At 39.8% G+C, this 16,562-nt stretch carries 14 protein-coding genes and 1 pseudogene; 2 read left to right on the top strand and 13 right to left on the bottom strand.

What is annotated here, in order from left to right; genetic code table 11:
- Positions 1 to 94: 94 nt before the first annotated feature.
- The 4 genes from LQ203_RS03520 to LQ203_RS03505 all read right to left on the bottom strand — a co-directional run bounded on the left by LQ203_RS03520 (position 95) and on the right by LQ203_RS03505 (position 4,792).
- Positions 95 to 709, bottom strand: coding sequence for a CoA pyrophosphatase (locus tag LQ203_RS03520; RefSeq protein WP_230155726.1), 615 nt, complete (start codon positions 707 to 709; stop codon positions 95 to 97).
- A 465-nt stretch (positions 710 to 1,174) separates the two neighbouring features.
- Positions 1,175 to 2,515 (bottom strand): aspartate aminotransferase family protein, encoded by a 1,341-nt coding sequence (locus LQ203_RS03515; protein ID WP_230155724.1) that lies wholly within the window; start codon positions 2,513 to 2,515, stop codon positions 1,175 to 1,177.
- A gap of 71 nt (positions 2,516 to 2,586) precedes the next feature.
- A complete protein-coding gene (locus LQ203_RS03510) occupies positions 2,587 to 4,044 on the bottom strand; it encodes a CoA-acylating methylmalonate-semialdehyde dehydrogenase (RefSeq protein WP_290370513.1) in 1,458 nt (485 codons plus the stop codon).
- Positions 4,045 to 4,243: 199 nt separating this feature from the next.
- Entirely contained in the window at positions 4,244 to 4,792 is a 549-nt protein-coding gene (locus tag LQ203_RS03505; protein WP_230155722.1) for a GNAT family protein, read from the bottom strand.
- 117 nt (positions 4,793 to 4,909) lie between these two features.
- Between LQ203_RS03505 and LQ203_RS03500 the strand changes: the two genes are divergently transcribed.
- A complete protein-coding gene (locus tag LQ203_RS03500; protein ID WP_230155720.1) occupies positions 4,910 to 5,866 on the top strand; it encodes a D-2-hydroxyacid dehydrogenase in 957 nt (318 codons plus the stop codon).
- 184 nt (positions 5,867 to 6,050) lie between these two features.
- The gene (locus LQ203_RS03495) at positions 6,051 to 6,251 is read left to right on the top strand and encodes a cold-shock protein (RefSeq protein WP_029714163.1); all 201 of its coding nucleotides are present in this window, start codon (positions 6,051 to 6,053) and stop codon (positions 6,249 to 6,251) included.
- 226 nt (positions 6,252 to 6,477) lie between these two features.
- Here LQ203_RS03495 and LQ203_RS03490 read toward each other — a convergent pair whose 3' ends face one another.
- From LQ203_RS03490 to LQ203_RS03450, 9 genes and pseudogenes are all read right to left on the bottom strand, one after another.
- Positions 6,478 to 7,332: a crotonase/enoyl-CoA hydratase family protein gene (locus LQ203_RS03490; protein ID WP_230155718.1), complete on the bottom strand. Its 855-nt coding sequence runs from the start codon at positions 7,330 to 7,332 to the stop codon at positions 6,478 to 6,480.
- A gap of 211 nt (positions 7,333 to 7,543) precedes the next feature.
- Positions 7,544 to 8,536: an oligopeptide/dipeptide ABC transporter ATP-binding protein gene (locus tag LQ203_RS03485; RefSeq protein ID WP_230155716.1), complete on the bottom strand. Its 993-nt coding sequence runs from the start codon at positions 8,534 to 8,536 to the stop codon at positions 7,544 to 7,546.
- 13 nt (positions 8,537 to 8,549) lie between these two features.
- Positions 8,550 to 9,563: an ABC transporter ATP-binding protein gene (locus LQ203_RS03480; protein WP_230155714.1), complete on the bottom strand. Its 1,014-nt coding sequence runs from the start codon at positions 9,561 to 9,563 to the stop codon at positions 8,550 to 8,552.
- Between the two features lie 49 nt (positions 9,564 to 9,612).
- Positions 9,613 to 10,542, bottom strand: a complete 930-nt coding sequence (locus LQ203_RS03475; protein WP_230155712.1) for an ABC transporter permease — start codon at positions 10,540 to 10,542, stop codon at positions 9,613 to 9,615.
- Positions 10,542 to 11,471, bottom strand: a complete 930-nt coding sequence (locus LQ203_RS03470; protein WP_053346403.1) for an ABC transporter permease — start codon at positions 11,469 to 11,471, stop codon at positions 10,542 to 10,544. Before LQ203_RS03470 ends, LQ203_RS03475 begins: the two co-directional genes overlap by 1 nt.
- 131 nt (positions 11,472 to 11,602) lie before the next feature.
- Positions 11,603 to 13,237, bottom strand: a complete 1,635-nt coding sequence (locus tag LQ203_RS03465) for a peptide ABC transporter substrate-binding protein (protein ID WP_230155710.1) — start codon at positions 13,235 to 13,237, stop codon at positions 11,603 to 11,605.
- A gap of 749 nt (positions 13,238 to 13,986) precedes the next feature.
- Positions 13,987 to 14,416: pseudogene (locus LQ203_RS03460) on the bottom strand (DMT family transporter).
- Between the two features lie 198 nt (positions 14,417 to 14,614).
- The gene (locus LQ203_RS03455; RefSeq protein WP_230155708.1) at positions 14,615 to 15,172 is read right to left on the bottom strand and encodes a GNAT family N-acetyltransferase; all 558 of its coding nucleotides are present in this window, start codon (positions 15,170 to 15,172) and stop codon (positions 14,615 to 14,617) included.
- Positions 15,173 to 15,235: 63 nt separating this feature from the next.
- The gene (locus tag LQ203_RS03450; protein ID WP_230155706.1) at positions 15,236 to 16,471 is read right to left on the bottom strand and encodes an FAD-dependent oxidoreductase; all 1,236 of its coding nucleotides are present in this window, start codon (positions 16,469 to 16,471) and stop codon (positions 15,236 to 15,238) included.
- Positions 16,472 to 16,562: the final 91 nt, after the last annotated feature.

The following is a 16,562-nucleotide window of genomic DNA, read 5'->3' as shown; positions in this document are numbered from 1 at the left end:
CCACTCATCCCCCCCGCTTCTATTAAAACCTAACTTTTACCATAATTTAAGTTTAATAGAAATCAAATGATAAAAAAAGGTGCTTTAGAAGGGTCTAACGAAGAATTTCAATAAAATGGGTAAGGATTTTGGCTGTCATCCCCCAGATTACTCGATCGTTATATAAGTAAAAATATTCTTCCATCTGTTTGGGCTGCCATTTATAATTCTCCCCGCCAACGATTAAATCATGGGGGAAGTTTTCATGCGGTTCGATTTTATAATTCACATGATAGATCTCTGGCGGTTTTTCCATGAAAAAGGAAAGCGGTACCGTAAAAATGGTTTCAACTTCAGCGGGATTAGGCATTATCCGTTGATGGTTAAGGACAAATCCTGCATAAGGATATACAATCATCCCAAAAGGGGATACCAAATAATCAATTGGAAAGACATTATAGATATCTTCTTTTTTCAAACCTAGCTCCTCATGAGTTTCCCTTAGGGCCGCCGCCTGCTCATCTTGGTCATATTTGTCGATTTTCCCACCAGGAAAGCAGATATCCCCTGGCTGCCTTCTTAGTTTGTGTGAACGCTCTTCAAAAAGAACATGTATTCCATCTTCTTTTTCTATTAACGGCACCAATACAGCATACTTGGAAAAATTGCCACTCCCTAGAATTTCAGGTTTATGTATATTGAGTTTTTTTGTTATATCTTCACTATTCATTTCCCACACCTCTTCTGACGGATAATATTCACGATATGAGATCGGTTTACCTTCACCCACTCCTTTTTATTCCATTTTCAAACATCCGTTAAAACTAAGCAAGGAAAACGATTCCAATAGGTTCTCTATATTGTGCAAGGGAACCTAGCATTTGAAGTCCTTCATCCAGAATTCCCTTAGTTTTAACTACCCCTTTTCATTATAAAAAAGTTACGGCATCATGATATAAAAAGTTTTCCGCATAAGCCGCTCTCCAACTAAAATCATTGAATCGAATTTATTTTACTCATTAACCTCTATGATAATCCAATTTATGCACCAGTTATTTTTGGCCACCCATAGGCTTTAATCCACAGGAAAAACACCGTACAAAGTTTTGAACGGTGCAAGGAGATAAAAAAACAACAGTTACTCATAAAGACTCTCATAAAAATAACTAAACGTCATGGCCAAAAGTTTTTTATTTTATAATTCAGCCAGCGTACGTTTTACCGTCGCTACGATGAAAGAGAAATCCTCTTCTGTAATACTTAATGGGGGAGAAAGAGTAAGGACATTATTGAAACCTGCAACTGTATCACCATTTTTACCGATGATAAGCCCCTTTTCTTTACATGATGCGATTACTTTATTGATTTTGGAGAGAGCTATCGGTTGTTTTGTCTGTTTATCTTCCACTAGTTCGATCCCTACCAGCATACCTTTCCCACGTACATCTCCAACATTAGGATGAGATTTGATTTCTTCAAACTCTTGCAAAAAACGAAGTCCTAACTCTTTTGACCGTTCGATTAGTTTTTCATTTTCATATATTTCAATATTCTTCAAAGCTACTGCGCATGAAGCAGGGTTACCACCGAATGTATTCACATGTCGAAAGCGGTCATAATCATCAGAACCAATGTATGCTTCATAAATATCGCGTTTGACTGCTGTCGCGGATAATGGCAGGTAAGCGCTCGTGATACCTTTAGCCATTGTTACGATATCCGGTTTGACATCGTAATTCATAAAGCCGAATTTTTTTCCAGTTCGCCCAAAACCGCAAATAACCTCATCTGAAATAAGAAGGACACCATTTTTCTCACAAATTTCTTTGACCCGCTTCATATATCCATCAGGTGGCATCAGAATTCCACCTCCAGTGATGATTGGTTCCATAATGACCGCTGCAACCGTTTCGTTCAATTCCCATGTAATGGTACGATCAATTTCCGCCGCACTTTTTTCACCGCTTTCATCCTCTGGGTTTCGGTAAGAATCCGGTGGCGATACATGAAGAAATCCAGGGGCAAGTGGTTCATATTTATACTTTCGTTGTGCCTGCCCAGTAGCAGCCAGGGCTCCCATTGAATTCCCATGATACCCGCGATAGCGGGAAATGATTTTATAACGTCCATGTTCGCCTTTTTGCTTATGATATTGGCGAGCTATTTTAAAAGCAGCTTCATTTGCTTCTGAACCACTGTTAGAGAAAAAAATGACATAATCCCCACCCAGCCAATCGTTTAACTTTTCTGCTAGTTTAATAGCCGGGATATGACTGTTCGTTAAAGGGGCATAAGGAAGTTCCTTCAATTGCTCGTATGCCGCTTCCGCAAGTTCAGTCCGACCGTAACCAACGTTGACACACCATAAACCTGACATCCCATCCAGGTACCGATTCCCATCAATATCGGTAATCCATGCTCCTTGCCCTTTTTGGACCACCATTGTCCCAGGGTTCGGTTCAGCCCCTTTCATATGATGCCAAATATATTTCCCATCCGTCGTTTTAAGATCCTGACCCTTTTTTTCAACCTGCATAAGCCACACTCCTCCTAAAATAATGTATAAAGGAAGGTCGACCAAAGATTGCGCCGACCTCCTTTTCCATATCAGTATCTTGCCGTTAACATTTTCTTTCTAGTGTAGAATTCCACGCCGTCTTTCCCATTGGCATGAAGGTCTCCATAAAATGAACTTTTATAGCCGGAGAAAGGAAAAAATGCCATCGGTGCCGGTACACCAAGGTTAACACCAAGCATCCCTGCATCAATTTCTTCACGAAATTCCCGGATTGCTTTTGCGCTATCCGTATAGAGGCAGGCACCATTGGCAAATTCGGATTGATTGGTCAATTCAATTGCCTCTTCTAGGGTATTAACCCGTACTATGGATAAGACAGGAGCAAAAATTTCATCCTTCCATATTTTCATATTTGTTTTTACATGATCAAATAATGTCGGTCCAACAAAATAGCCATTTTCCTGATCTCCTTCATTCCTGCCATCTCGAAGGAGAACAGCTCCTTCTTTTTCCCCGATCTCAATATATTTTTCTGTTCTCTTTTTATGAGAATCACGGATCACGGGTCCTAGGAAAACGTCCTTATCCATCCCATTTCCGATCTTGATGTCATCGGCTGAAGCCTTTAATCTTTCAACAAGCAAGTCTCCCACTTCTCCAACTGCCACTACGACCGAAGCAGCCATGCAACGCTCTCCTGCTGATCCGAAGGCGGCATTCGTGATGTTCGTTACGGCATTGTCGAGATCGGCATCAGGCATTACGATTGAATGGTTTTTCGCACCCGATAAAGCCTGGACACGTTTTTTATTGGCAGCTGCCGTTTTGTAGACATACTCAGCAACGGGCTGGGAACCAACAAAAGATACCGCTTTAATGTCCTCATGTTCCAAAATCGCATTCACGACATCGTGGGCACCGTGGACAATATTGACAACACCATCCGGGACTCCTGCTTCCGTCAATAATTCCACAAGTCGATTGGCTAAGAGCGGAGTGCGTTCAGATGGTTTTAAGATGAATGTATTTCCACAAGCTATCGCAAGCGGGAACATCCAACATGGCACCATCATTGGGAAATTAAAAGGTGTTATCCCTGCAACGACTCCCAATGGATAACGGTACATTCCAGATTCAATACCTGGGGAAATATCAGGAAGTTGGCTACCCATCATTAATGTAGGTGCACCTGCGGCAAACTCCACACATTCAATTCCACGCTGGACCTCCCCATATGCTTCTGTATAGCTTTTTCCGTTTTCGATCGTGACAAGCTTTGCTAGCTCATCCCAGTTTTCGATCAACAACTGCTGGTAACGGAATAAGAAACGCGCTCTTTTAGGCACGGCTACCTTTTTCCACTCTTTAAATGCTTTTTTTGCAACCTGCACAGCTTGGTCGACATCTTCTTTTGTGGAAAGAGGTACGATTGCCAAAGCTTCTCCTGTTGCAGGATTAGGCACTTCTTCATGTTTGGACGTTGTGGAATCTACCCACTTGCCACCAATATAATTTTTCAACGTTTCTACATCATTAATAACGGCCATTTTGAAACCCTCCATTTTCAACCCGATTTCATAGTTTTATTATATTTTTCAATTGAATATTTTTCATTAGACGTTTTGTATAGTTTTTGATTCAATATTTGCACATATTGTTTGTTTTTTGATTTTCCAATATTTATAAGAATCATGGGATGATATCCGCTTTCATCCCATCCCATACTAAAGCAGGCTTTCGGCTGCTTCATTTAATAATGGAGTATAGCTTAAGGTCCTCATGCTTTCCTTTAACAAGCATCCCTTTTCTTATGATTCCTTCAAAAGACATTCCAGTCTTTTGCATGACACGCTCAGAAGCCAAATTTTCAACAAAGCATCGCGCTTGTATGCGCACAAGGTCCATATTTTCGAAACCAAAGGCGATTATCGTTTTGGCTGCCTCTGTCATCAAGCCACTTCCCCAGTATTCGGGTGCCAGCACGTACCCTATTTCAGCACTATGATGATTCACCTGCCATGAAACAAAGTCAATAGTACCAATCAGCTTGCCACTTTCCTTGTGTTGTATCCCCCAAGGTGCGATTTTCTTATCCTCATAGCTCTGTAAGACAAACTGAATAAAGTCCTTGGTATCACATAGGGAACGGTGTGCTTCCCATGTGACAAAACGGGAAACTTTCCTATTGGATGAATAAGCGAACATTTCTTCGGCATCATTCATGGTGACTTTCCTCATAACTAAACGTTTTGATTCTATAGAAGGCAACCGTCCATATATATCTTTCACATTCATGATTACACCCCATTCCATTTATTTGTATTATAACAAGATTGAAAAGCAATCACTGTTCCCAATTGAAAAAATATCTAAATCTACGTATAATTCAGAAAATGACGAAGGAGGATGGTTATGTCAAATAGAAAACTGGTAATCAGCCAAAATTTGAATGAACCTTTATTACAGAAAGTTAAAGAAATGATCCCTGACTGGACTGTTATCACTGGAAGATCACCGGAAATATGGAAGGATCATATAATTGATGCAGAAGTGATCGCTGGCTGGAAATCGTCCATGTCTGCGCCCATTCACACAAGTGAAGTGAAATGGATCCAGACATGGAGTGCTGGAGTTAATGCTCTACCTCTGGAAACGTTAAAACAAAGGAAGGTGCGTATTACAACGGCAAATGGCGTTCACGCCTATCCCATTTCAGAAACCATTTTTGCACTAATGCTTTCCTTAACTAGAAAAATAGATACATATATTAAGCAACAGCAGGAAAAGACTTGGCATCATGCGAATATGAAGCAGGAAATTCATGAGAAAACCATCGGAATCATCGGAGTTGGAAAAATCGGAAAGGAAACGGCTAAGATTGCTAAAGCTTTTGGTATGTCTGTTTTGGGAATGCGTCATTCTGGGAAATCTGAAGAATTTGTTGACGAGATGTTCACACAGGAACAATTGAACACTCTCCTTCCAAGGTGCGACTATATTGTCGTGACTTTACCCTTGACCCCAGAAACACAGGGTATGTTCGGCAAAACCGAATTCCAGCTAATGAAGCCTTCCGCTTTTTTCATTAATATAGGCAGAGGAAATCTCGTTGTCGAAAATGAATTGGTCCATGCACTTAAGGACAATCAAATTGCAGGAGCTGGACTGGATGTGTTTGAAATGGAGCCACTTCCGGAGAAAAGTCCGTTATGGGAAATGAACAATGTCATCATCACGCCACATACATCCGGAAATACGGAGTTTTACGACCAACGGCTGATTCAGGATATTTTCATTCCGAATTTAAAGGACTATCTGGACAGTAAAAACCCTTCAATAAATTTACTTGATTACAAAAAAGGCTATTAACACCTTTTCTTCTCAGGTTCACAATAAATATTCTGCTTTGATTACTTGCAGAATCCGACATTATCTGTTATATTTAATAAGAATTATTTTTGTTCGGGAAGATTGATAAGTGAAACACTTTTCGTCTAATGATTGAGCAAGGGTAGTAACACAATGTGTGGATTCACACTAGGAGGCAACAACAATGGAACAAGGTAAAGTAAAATGGTTTAACGCAGAAAAAGGATTTGGCTTCATCGAACGCGAAAACGGAGACGATGTATTCGTACATTTCTCAGCTATCCAAAGCGAAGGATTCAAATCATTAGACGAAGGTCAAGAAGTTACTTTTGAAGTTGAGCAAGGTCAACGTGGACCTCAAGCTACAAACGTTCAAAAAGCGTAATTTTAAATACAATATATAACAGACTCTACTTGTAGGGTCTGTTTTTTTGTTTTTAAAATTAAATAATTCCAAATAAAAAAACCCCATTCACAAGGAATAGGGAACATGAAACAAGTTTAGTAAATGGTAAACACAGTATAACACACTAAGAATGGAAACCCTAATTTATCCGAAAAGTAAAAATTATCATGCACTTCCATACCGATTTCCTAAATGCATCAATCATTTATTTCTTATCGACTTCATAGGTTCGATCCGTGCCCCATGGGTAAAACGGAGGCATATCCGAGCTGCTTTTCATTTTAAAATCAGCTTTCCTTTTTTCCAAGAAAGCATCGATCCCTTCTTGTGCATCCGCTTGTTTTCCTGTCCAATGAATCATTTTCGATTCAATTTTATGAGATTCAACTGGATGGTTAGCACCTAGCATGGTCCACATTAGCTGCCGGGATAACGTCACTGAGACGGAAGATGTATTTTCTGCAATTTCTGATGCGATTTCCATTGCCACTGTCATCAATTCTTCCGGCTCGACAATCTTGTTTACCAGCCTGCCCTCATACGCCTCGCTGGCCGTGATCATTCTACCAGTAAAAATCCATTCGGAAGCTTTACCCATCCCGACAAGTCTAGGTAAGAACCAACCGCTGCAGGCCTCCATTGTAATTCCTCGCCTCGCAAATACAAAACCCATTTTTGCATCAGTTGAAGCAATTCTAATATCCATTGGTAAAGTCATGGTTATTCCAATTCCAACTGCCGCTCCATTAATCGCCGCTATCATGGGTTTCTTCATCTCAAAAATCCTTAATGATAAAATCCCACCTCCATCGCGGTATTCAACCAAAGGAGTGTGATCCATAAATGTTTCTGCGCCTTTCTCCAAATCCATTCCTGCACAATAAGCATCTCCGGCGCCAGTTAATATAACAGCACGTACGTCATCATTTTCATCCGCTTCATCAAAAGCTTGAATTAATTCATGACACATCTTTTCATTGAAAGCATTCATTCTCTCTGGACGATTAAGAGTAACAATCATGACATGATTAACGACTTCACTAGTTATCGTGGAATACAATTTCAGTCCCTCCTTCTCTCACAAATTGAACACACTTTACAAATTTTCTATTTTTACATATAATTACATTTTATATGTTTTATTTTCATATTCCTAGCTATTATTTTAATAAGCTGATAAAAATTTTTCGTTTGCAAGATTATCCCTTATATTTAAAGCGATGTTAGATGTAAAAAAAAGACCAGCCGCAATATGCAACTGGTTTTTTTGTTTACCAATATAAATGACAAGCAACGAAATGTCCAGGTTTTTGTTCTTTCCATTCTGGTACAGCACTTGAGCATATCTCCATCGCTTTAGGGCACCTAGTTCGAAATACACAACCACTCGGCGGATTGATCGGACTTGGTACATCTCCTTTTAGTACGATTCTTTCCCGTTTAATAGTGGGATCTGGAATCGGAACTGCAGAGAGCAAGGCTTGTGTGTATGGATGAAGCGGATCCTTCGTTAAAGAATCACTATCCGAAAGTTCCATCATTCTCCCAAGGTACATGACTAAAATACGATCTGAAATATACTTGACCATCGATAAATCATGGGCAATGAATAAATAAGTCAAGCCCATTTCTTTTTGTAGCTCTTTTAATAAATTAACTACCTGAGCTTGAATCGATACATCAAGTGCAGAAATCGGTTCATCACAAACGATGAATTTAGGATTTAATGCCAATGCCCTTGCAATTCCAATACGCTGGCGTTGGCCACCACTGAATTCATGTGGAAAACGAGTGATATGTTCCGGACTTAAACCAACCAGCTTTAACAGGTCTTCCACCCGTTTTTTTCGCTCTTTACCCTTAGATATCCCATGAATGGCAAGTGGTTCCCCAATCAATTCCTCGACCTTCATCCTTGGATTCAAGGATGCGTACGGATCTTGGAAAATCATTTGAATTTCACGGCGGATTTGTGACATTTCCCCCGGTTTGTAATCATAAATATTTTTCCCCTGAAAAAGAACTTCTCCTTCCGTCGGTTCATACAGGCGGGTGATAGTACGCCCTGCAGTCGATTTACCACATCCACTTTCCCCAACTAGACCAACCGTTTCCCCTGGGTAGATTTTGAGATCCAAACCATCAACCGCTTTTAGTGACTGAGAACCAATGGGAAAATATTTCTTCAGGTTCTTTATTTCAACAAGAGGAGAATTTTCGTTGACTGCCTTTTCTGTTACTGACTTATTTTTTAGTGAAACCATTGTCTCTCCTCCTTTAAACATTAGTCTGTGCTTGTGCCAGTACTGCCTTTGCCATTGGATGGTGAAGCCAGCATGCAGCTGTCTGTCCATCTTCCACTACCTCAAGTTCGGGATCATGATCTTTACACACTTTCATCGCTGATTCACATCTTGGATAAAATGGGCAGCCTTTAGGGGGATCCAACAAATCCGGTGGTGATCCGATAATGGGTACCAATGGAGCCGTTTTTTCCATATCCAGCCTTGGCACCGTTTTAAGCAGCCCTCTTGTATATGGATGCTGCGGGTTTGAAAATATTGCTTCTACTGTACCGGTTTCCACAACCTTACCTGCATACATAACGACTACACGTTCGCAAGTTTCCGCAACTACACCTAAATCATGAGTGATTAGAATGATGGAAGTATCCATTCTACGTTGAATATCTTTCATCAGTTCTAAAATTTGCGCTTGTATCGTTACATCCAATGCCGTTGTAGGTTCATCGGCAATTAATAATTTCGGTTCACAGGCTAGGGCCATCGCTATCATCGCCCGCTGGCGCATACCGCCTGAAAACTCATGTGGATATTGCTGCATCCTTTTTTCAGGCTGAGGAATCCCTACTAGTTTAAGGGTTTCCAACGCTCGTTCATATGCATCTTTTCGGGAGATATTATTACTATGCTTTAGGATACCCTCCATAATTTGGCTGCCAATTTTTGTCGTTGGATTGAGCGAAGTCATCGGATCCTGGAAAATCATGCTGATTTCATTTCCCCGGATCTTCTGCATTTCCTTTTCACTCATTTTAATAAGGTCTTTACCGCCAAAATTTATTGACCCTTTTCCATACTCTGCTGGAGGTGTTTCCAATAATCTCATGATAGATTTCGCAGTAACACTTTTGCCGCATCCGGACTCCCCAACAATGGCGACGGCTTCCCCTTTTTTCACTTCAAAGTTCACACCGCGCACAGCCTGCACTTTTCCTGCATACGTATGGAAGGTGATGTGTAAATCATTCACTTCTAATAGGTTCTCCATCATCGTCCCTCCTATTCTAGTAATATCAATTCTTTATGTTAGGACTCATTTATTTCCGTAGTTTTGGATCCAGGGCATCCTGCAGTCCATCACCAGCTACATTGAACGCGAACATGGTTAAGGAGATCAATATTGCCGGGATTAAAAGTTGGTAGAAATTCCCTACCAAAATACTTCCCAGGGCATCACTTGTCAAGGTTCCCCAACTTGCCTGAGGAGCTGGAACTCCAAGTCCCAAAAAGCTTAATGTAGCTTCGGCAAAAATCGCCGTAGGTACAGTCAACGTTAAATTGACAAGGATCGGTCCCATTGTATTTGGAATCATGTGTTTTCTAAGAGTCCAGCTCGTATTAGCACCAGAGATGGTTGCTGCATGAATGTATTCATTCTCTTTTAGCTGCAAAACCTGTCCCCTTACTAGTCGTGCCATAGGAATCCATCCTGTAATCGACATGGCTATGATAATTGGCAATATACCAGGTTTTAATACGACCATCATCAAGATAACCATCAATAGGTAAGGAATCGCATAGATCACTTCTGCAAAACGCATCATCATGTTATCGGTGCGTCCGCCGCGGATGGCTGATATCCCGCCATAAAGCACACCAATCAAAAAGTCTATCAGTGCTGCCATCAATCCGATGAACAAGGAAATCCTCGCACCATACCAAGCTCGCGTAAATAAATCCCTTCCTGATGAATCCGTACCAAACCAATGCTCGGCATTGGGACTAAGATTCTTTTTCTCGAAATCTTGACCATAATAAGTATATCCGTTAATATATGGACCAAAGATCGCCAGCAAGACCAAGAGGATAATCAGGACGAAACCAGTCATCGCCAGTTTATTTTCCTTGAAACGACGCCAGACGTCAGACCAGTATGAAACTGTCGGTCTTGCAATTTTTTCAGCTTCCTTAAAGTTTCCTTCAGCGGGTTGGAACATATCTTCAGTAAAATGCATTTTATCTGCCATTATTTTTTCTCCCCCGTCACTTTAATTCTTGGATCAATCAACGTATAGGCTATATCAACGATGAATATCAATAGGATAAGCACTGCACTATACACAATTGTGGAGCCAAGAATGACCGGGTAGTCTCGGTTGGATATTCCCTTTACGAACATATCTCCCATGCCCGGAATACCAAAAATACGTTCAATAATGAAGCTTCCTGTCACGATATTAGCCGTAAGGATACCTAGAATCGTAATAATCGGCAATAACGCATTCCGAATCGCATGTTTGATTATGACACCGCTTCGTTTCAATCCTTTTGCCTTTGCTGTCAATATATAATCCTGCCCCATTACTTCGAGCATGCTCGTCCGCATTAATCTAGCGATGAAAGCAAGTGGCATCATTGACAGGGCAATGGATGGTAAAATGGTATGCTGCCACGTCGCCCATGTAGCCACCGGGAAAATGTGCCATTTTATTGCAAAATAATTGATTAAAATAGTCGCCAAAATAAAGTTTGGAACGGAAATCCCTACTATGGCAATGACCATTGATAGATAGTCAGGCCATTTATTTCGTTTCAACGAAGCCACTACACCCAAGATGAGCCCAAAGAAGATGGCAATCACCAAAGCTTGCGCCCCTAAATGCAAGGACACTGGAAAACCCTTCAAAATGTAATCATTCACTGATATGGATGAAGATTTCAAAGATGGGCCAAAATCAAATTGAACGACTTCCAATAAATAATTCCCATATTGGGTCAACAAAGGCTTGTCCAATCCATAGTGGACTTGAAGATTTTCATAAACAGCTGGAGGCATTGCCCCCTCTTTCGCAAATGGATTTCCCGGAATCGTATGCATTATGATGAACGTTAATGTAATAACCGCCCACAAAGTAATAATCGCCCATTTAAAACGATTTAATGTATATCTCAACATGGTAATCACCCCAATCATCGATTTTCTAAGGAGTTGAAAACGGAAATGAATTCATGAAATATTCAAATTCGCAATAGAAAATGGGGTATGTCCTTATCGGACATACCTTCCATTTCACTTTAATCCTTCTGTTATTTTTTATCCGCGTAAATAAAGTTCGGATAAGCGTTTATCGGTGCATAAACTCCAGTAACATTCGATTTAACCATATATGGTTTTGTGTAGAAATAAACCGGAAGGATCGGCATTTCGTCAATCATAACTTTCTCTGCTTTATGTAAAGCAGCCATGCGTTCTTTCGGTTCCATTGTAGATTTTGCTTCTTTTAGTAAACTATCATATTCCTTATTTGACCAGCCAGCATCATTATAGGCTCCGTCCGTTTCCCAAAGCATGAAGGTCATTGGATCTACATAGTCACCAACCCATCCTGCACGGGAAATTTCAAAGTCACCAGCTTTTTCACGGTCTAGCTTAACTTGGAATTCAGCATTTTCGAGTGTCACTTCAACACCCAGGTTATCGCGCCACATACCTTGAACGGCTTCAGCAATTTTCTTATGAGAATCCAATGTATTATACAAAATTGAAAAATCAGGTAATTCTTTCATGCCTTCTTCAGCAAGACCTTCTTTTAACAATTTCTTAGCTTCAGCAACATTTTCCTCAAACAAGTTGCCTGTATTCTCCTGGAAATCTCCAGTTGCATCAGGAATACCCGGAGGGACTACTCCAAAGGCAGGCTTCTGGCCGCCTTGAGCAACATTTTCCGTAATTTTTTCACGTTCGATAGCCATTGATAGCGCTTTCCTTACTTTTGCGTTGTTGAAAGGTTTTACTTTTGTATTAAAGTTGTAATAGTAAACAGCAAGTTCTGCGCCGTTATTGAATTCTTTGTCGCCAGAATTAACCAATTGTCCTTGCACGTCCACTGGAAGTGGATAAGCGATGTCCAATTCACCACTCTGGTACATTTGCCAAGCTGTATTTTCATCTTCAATTAGAGCAAAGTTAACTGCATCCAATTTGATTTTGTCTTTATCGTAGTAATTTTCATTCTTTTCAATTTTCAGGCTTTCTTTATGTTTCCACTCCGTTAATTTGAATGGACCGTTTGATACGTGAGTTTTTGCATCCAATGCCCATTTAGGATTTTCTTCCTGTACCTTTTTATCGATTGGATAGAAAGTATAGAAGGAAGTCAAATCAAGGAAATATGGTGTAGGCTGCTCCAATGTAACCTCTAATGTAAGGTCGTCTGTCGCTTTGACTCCTACATCCTCTTCCTTGCCTTTGTTACTGTTGTAGGCTTCCCCACCTTTAAGGTAATAAAGTTGGTAAGCATAATCAGCAGCAGTTTCTGGTTTCAATGCATACTTCCAAGCATATTCAAAATCATTCGCTGTAAGCGGATCCCCATTTGACCATTTCAAACCATCTTTCAATTTAAAAGTCCATTTTAATCCATCATCACTGATTTCCCATGATTCTGCAGCACCTGGTACGATTTTACCTTCTTCTGTTTTCTTTGTCAGACCTTCAAACGTATGTTCAAGGATCCATGATTCATGAGTACCTTGCGCATTTGCAGGGTGAAGCGAACCAGGTTCACTCGAGTTGTTTACGTTTAATACTTTTGATTTGGCTGAGTCGCCTGATCCACCTTCTTTTTCATTCGAAGTTTCCTTCGAGCCGCCGTTGCATGCCGCTAGTATAAGCATGATGGCCATAAGAAGAGCAAGCACTGAAAATTTAGACTTTTTCAAAAAATATTCCCCCTCATCTTTAATCTTTATTCGAATAATCCCATTAAAGGAATTATCCTTCTACCACCTATTAATCCTTCGTATAGTACATGTTTAATGTCAGCGAGGACAGTCAGGAGCATTCATTGCAGAAATTCACCTAAAACAACTAGCGAACCGTTTGCATAAATCTACGTTTCTTCCTAAAAAACACTAATTGCAGTAGTTTACTAGTTAAAAACCACCCACTTTCAAACCTCGCTAGGGTACTATACCTCGAATTAAAGATGTTGAATTTTAAGTATATTACGAATAAATCAAAAAATCAATAAACCAGTGAGTACTTTTTCACAAGATAATAATTAATTGCTAATCATTTCGATCTAGATGATAGGTAAAAAGAATGTTATAACCCCATCTACCTTTTAATTCCTATATTTTTTTTCGCATGAATACCCCAGGATCCATATATATTCGCTCGACATCAAATGATTATTTTTTCTGAATATTCAAATTCCATAAGACAGCTCTTGCTTTAAGACCAGATTCCTAGAAAATTGTTTTCGTTCAAATTATATATTTTGGTAGAATAATGCATGTGCCAAAATAGAAAACGAATTATCTATTAATAAATTCCATATAAAGGTAAATTGCTATAGGGGAATAGAAATAGTATCTTTCTCTTTCATGTTCATTTTCTCATGATCTCGATGCGTAGAACCCCCTACCTAACCGCCCTATACATTTACAATAATGCCCCTTTCATTACTTCATTTATGATTAAATAAATATAGTGACACGAAAAGTAAACATATACCTGCCACCTTTTTCACATCCAACGGGATGCGCACCCCTCCCAATAATCCGAAATGGTCAATGACGGCCCCAATCAGTACTTGGCCTACAATAACCCCAGCCATTGCAGGCGCCACTCCAATCCGGGGTACGACCAGGACTATTACAATGACGTAAAACGCTCCCAATACGCCACCCAACAATTGCCATTTGGGCACAGTCGCTATGGATGAAATATTGCCCTGCAAACAAAACAATGAATAATAAAGCGAGTGTCCCGATTCCAAACGAAATGAATGAGGCTTCAATGACCCCAACTTTTTTCCCTAAACCACCATTGATTTGTCCTTGAACGGCGATGGTGATACCACCTAGGACCGCAAGCACCGGAAATAAGATTTTCACAATGATTATGCTCCTTTTCATGTCCACCCGGACTGATTATGAAATCGCTCTCTAATTTTAACATGGAGAAAATACATTTTGTCCCTGATTTAATTAAAATGACCAATCACGAATGGGATTTTCTTTAACAAAAAAACTGGCCCTATTGGCCAGTTCCAATCATCTATTATTACCTTGATTTAAAATTGGACTAAGACACTAAACCGAATTACGCAGCTGCAAATATTCTTCACATAACAAGGAAAATACCAAGGCATCATGCGATTGGTCACGAAGAAATATATAACTCCGGAGACTGCCTTCCTCTTTAAAACCAAATTTCTTCAATAGGTTTGCTGATGCCAAATTATCCTTGAAAATTAAAGCAGCCATTCGATTTAATTTCAATTCTTGAAATGAATAACGTAATACTTCATTGACCGCTTCGGATGTGAAATGTTTTCTCCAATAATCCGGATGGATTTCATACCCGATTTCTGCGCGTTTGTTGGTAAGACTCAATTGATTTAGACCAACGGTGCCTATGAATTTCTCGGAATCTTTCAAAACAACTCCCCACCGTATCCCCCGTTTATTTAAATACGCACTTTTAAACAAGTCGATTAAGCGACGGGCATCCTCCACAATCGTTAAACTTTCTATCCCATCATATTTGGTCACCTCATCTTTAGAGAGAATTTCAAACAGACTCTCTGTATGCTGATGACCTATTTCGATTAAACGCAGCCTTTCCGTTTCCAATGCCTTAAACGCCATCGAATAATCCCCCCGTTAATTCAGCTGACTATATATTCTATTTAAGAAGAGAAGATACCTGTCTTAATGGACAATACTTTTCGATAAATTTCGCTCCTTAAGATACAAGGCCGAGTCCGGATGCCCTCCCTTTGTAATCAAATCCCTGATGATTTGTGAAAGTATGACACTGTATACCGTCCCGTTTCCGCCATACCCCAATAAGAAATAACAATTTGGGTGATCAGGGTATATTCCTATTGTCGGTAAACCATCATGGGTCTCTCCAAAAAAAGCACCCCAATAATAATCAGCCTGGATCCGATGCTCTAATTCAGGAAATAAAATGTTAAGCTGATTCAATAATTCATCCCTTTTATGTATAATCATTGAATCCCTTTTCTCCAGATATTTCGTTGATTCATCCAGACCACCTATGATAATCCGGTTGTCAAATGTTTTTCTCGCATATAAATATGGTCGCGCCGTCTCCCAAATCATCATATCGTCATGCCATTTAGCTTGATCGGCAATTTGATTCGTTGCGATGGCATATGAACTAAGAATCATTGCATTTTTATCCCTCACCTCTTCTTGGGCCTCATATCCTGTAGCGAAAATGACCGACTGTGCTCGTACCATATGCCCGTTTTCAGTAAAAAGCTGGGTTTGATTCTTTTTTAAAATCTTTCCATTGATTTTAGTATTTGAATAGACCCGCACTCCTTTCTGATATGCCTTTTCAATCAAGAAATGTGCATGTTTATAAGGATTGATTTCAGCATCATTAGCTGTAACCAGCGCTGCTAATTTCGAAAATGAAAATTTACTCTCAATATCTTTTTCAGTATAATATTCTACTGGAAAATCACGAGATTTAAGATTGTCATATTCTTCTCTCAGCATCGATACATCCTCAAGGCTGGATGCGTAATACAAGCTTTTTCTAATTTTAAAATCCGGATTTTCCTCTAAACTCGGAACAACCTCTTTCTCCAGTGTCCGAATGGCATTCAAACAAAGCTGAACATGGCGTGTACCCACATCTTCTCCAAAACTATGAATAAGGGACGTTAATGTTTTATCATTTGAATATTGTAAAAGTCCAGTATTCGCTACTGTACTGCCTTCACTTATATCACGTTTATCAATCAGGACGACATTTAAACCTGTCTCCGCTAAAAAATATGCACAGTGTGCCCCCGATGATCCACTACCCACAATACATACATCACATGATAGATCCTCTTCCAAAATGGGATATGTCCTATGTTCTTTAAATGTCTCCTTCCAATACACTTTTCCTGCGTTTAAATCCATATGAGCTCCACCTTTACGACGATTTATCATTTCCATCATTATTTAGTTCCATATTGCTACTTAACTTATTTATTATCCTTCTTATTTACCC

This window comes from Peribacillus sp. Bi96, assembly GCF_918698115.1.
In the GTDB taxonomy this organism is placed as follows: Bacteria; Bacillota; Bacilli; order Bacillales; family DSM-1321; genus Peribacillus.
The sequence above is the reverse complement of the archived record's forward strand: the minus strand, read 5'-3'. Positions and strand labels throughout refer to the sequence as shown.

Bases quoted from the DNA above. Each gene is read 5' to 3' on its own strand.
- LQ203_RS03485 (WP_230155716.1), bottom strand. From the start codon at position 8,536: ATGGTTTCACTAAAAAATAAGTCAGTAACAGAAAAGGCAGTCAACGAA.
- LQ203_RS03450 (WP_230155706.1), bottom strand. From the start codon at position 16,471: ATGGATTTAAACGCAGGAAAAGTGTATTGGAAGGAGACATTTAAAGAA.
- LQ203_RS03505 (WP_230155722.1), bottom strand. From the start codon at position 4,792: ATGAATGTGAAAGATATATATGGACGGTTGCCTTCTATAGAATCAAAA.
- LQ203_RS03480 (WP_230155714.1), bottom strand. From the start codon at position 9,563: ATGGAGAACCTATTAGAAGTGAATGATTTACACATCACCTTCCATACG.
- LQ203_RS03515 (WP_230155724.1), bottom strand. From the start codon at position 2,515: ATGCAGGTTGAAAAAAAGGGTCAGGATCTTAAAACGACGGATGGGAAA.
- LQ203_RS03500 (WP_230155720.1), top strand. From the start codon at position 4,910: ATGTCAAATAGAAAACTGGTAATCAGCCAAAATTTGAATGAACCTTTA.
- LQ203_RS03510 (WP_290370513.1), bottom strand. From the start codon at position 4,044: ATGGCCGTTATTAATGATGTAGAAACGTTGAAAAATTATATTGGTGGC.
- LQ203_RS03455 (WP_230155708.1), bottom strand. From the start codon at position 15,172: ATGGCGTTTAAGGCATTGGAAACGGAAAGGCTGCGTTTAATCGAAATA.
- LQ203_RS03520 (WP_230155726.1), bottom strand. From the start codon at position 709: ATGAATAGTGAAGATATAACAAAAAAACTCAATATACATAAACCTGAA.
- LQ203_RS03470 (WP_053346403.1), bottom strand. From the start codon at position 11,471: ATGTTGAGATATACATTAAATCGTTTTAAATGGGCGATTATTACTTTG.
- LQ203_RS03475 (WP_230155712.1), bottom strand. From the start codon at position 10,542: ATGGCAGATAAAATGCATTTTACTGAAGATATGTTCCAACCCGCTGAA.
- LQ203_RS03495 (WP_029714163.1), top strand. From the start codon at position 6,051: ATGGAACAAGGTAAAGTAAAATGGTTTAACGCAGAAAAAGGATTTGGC.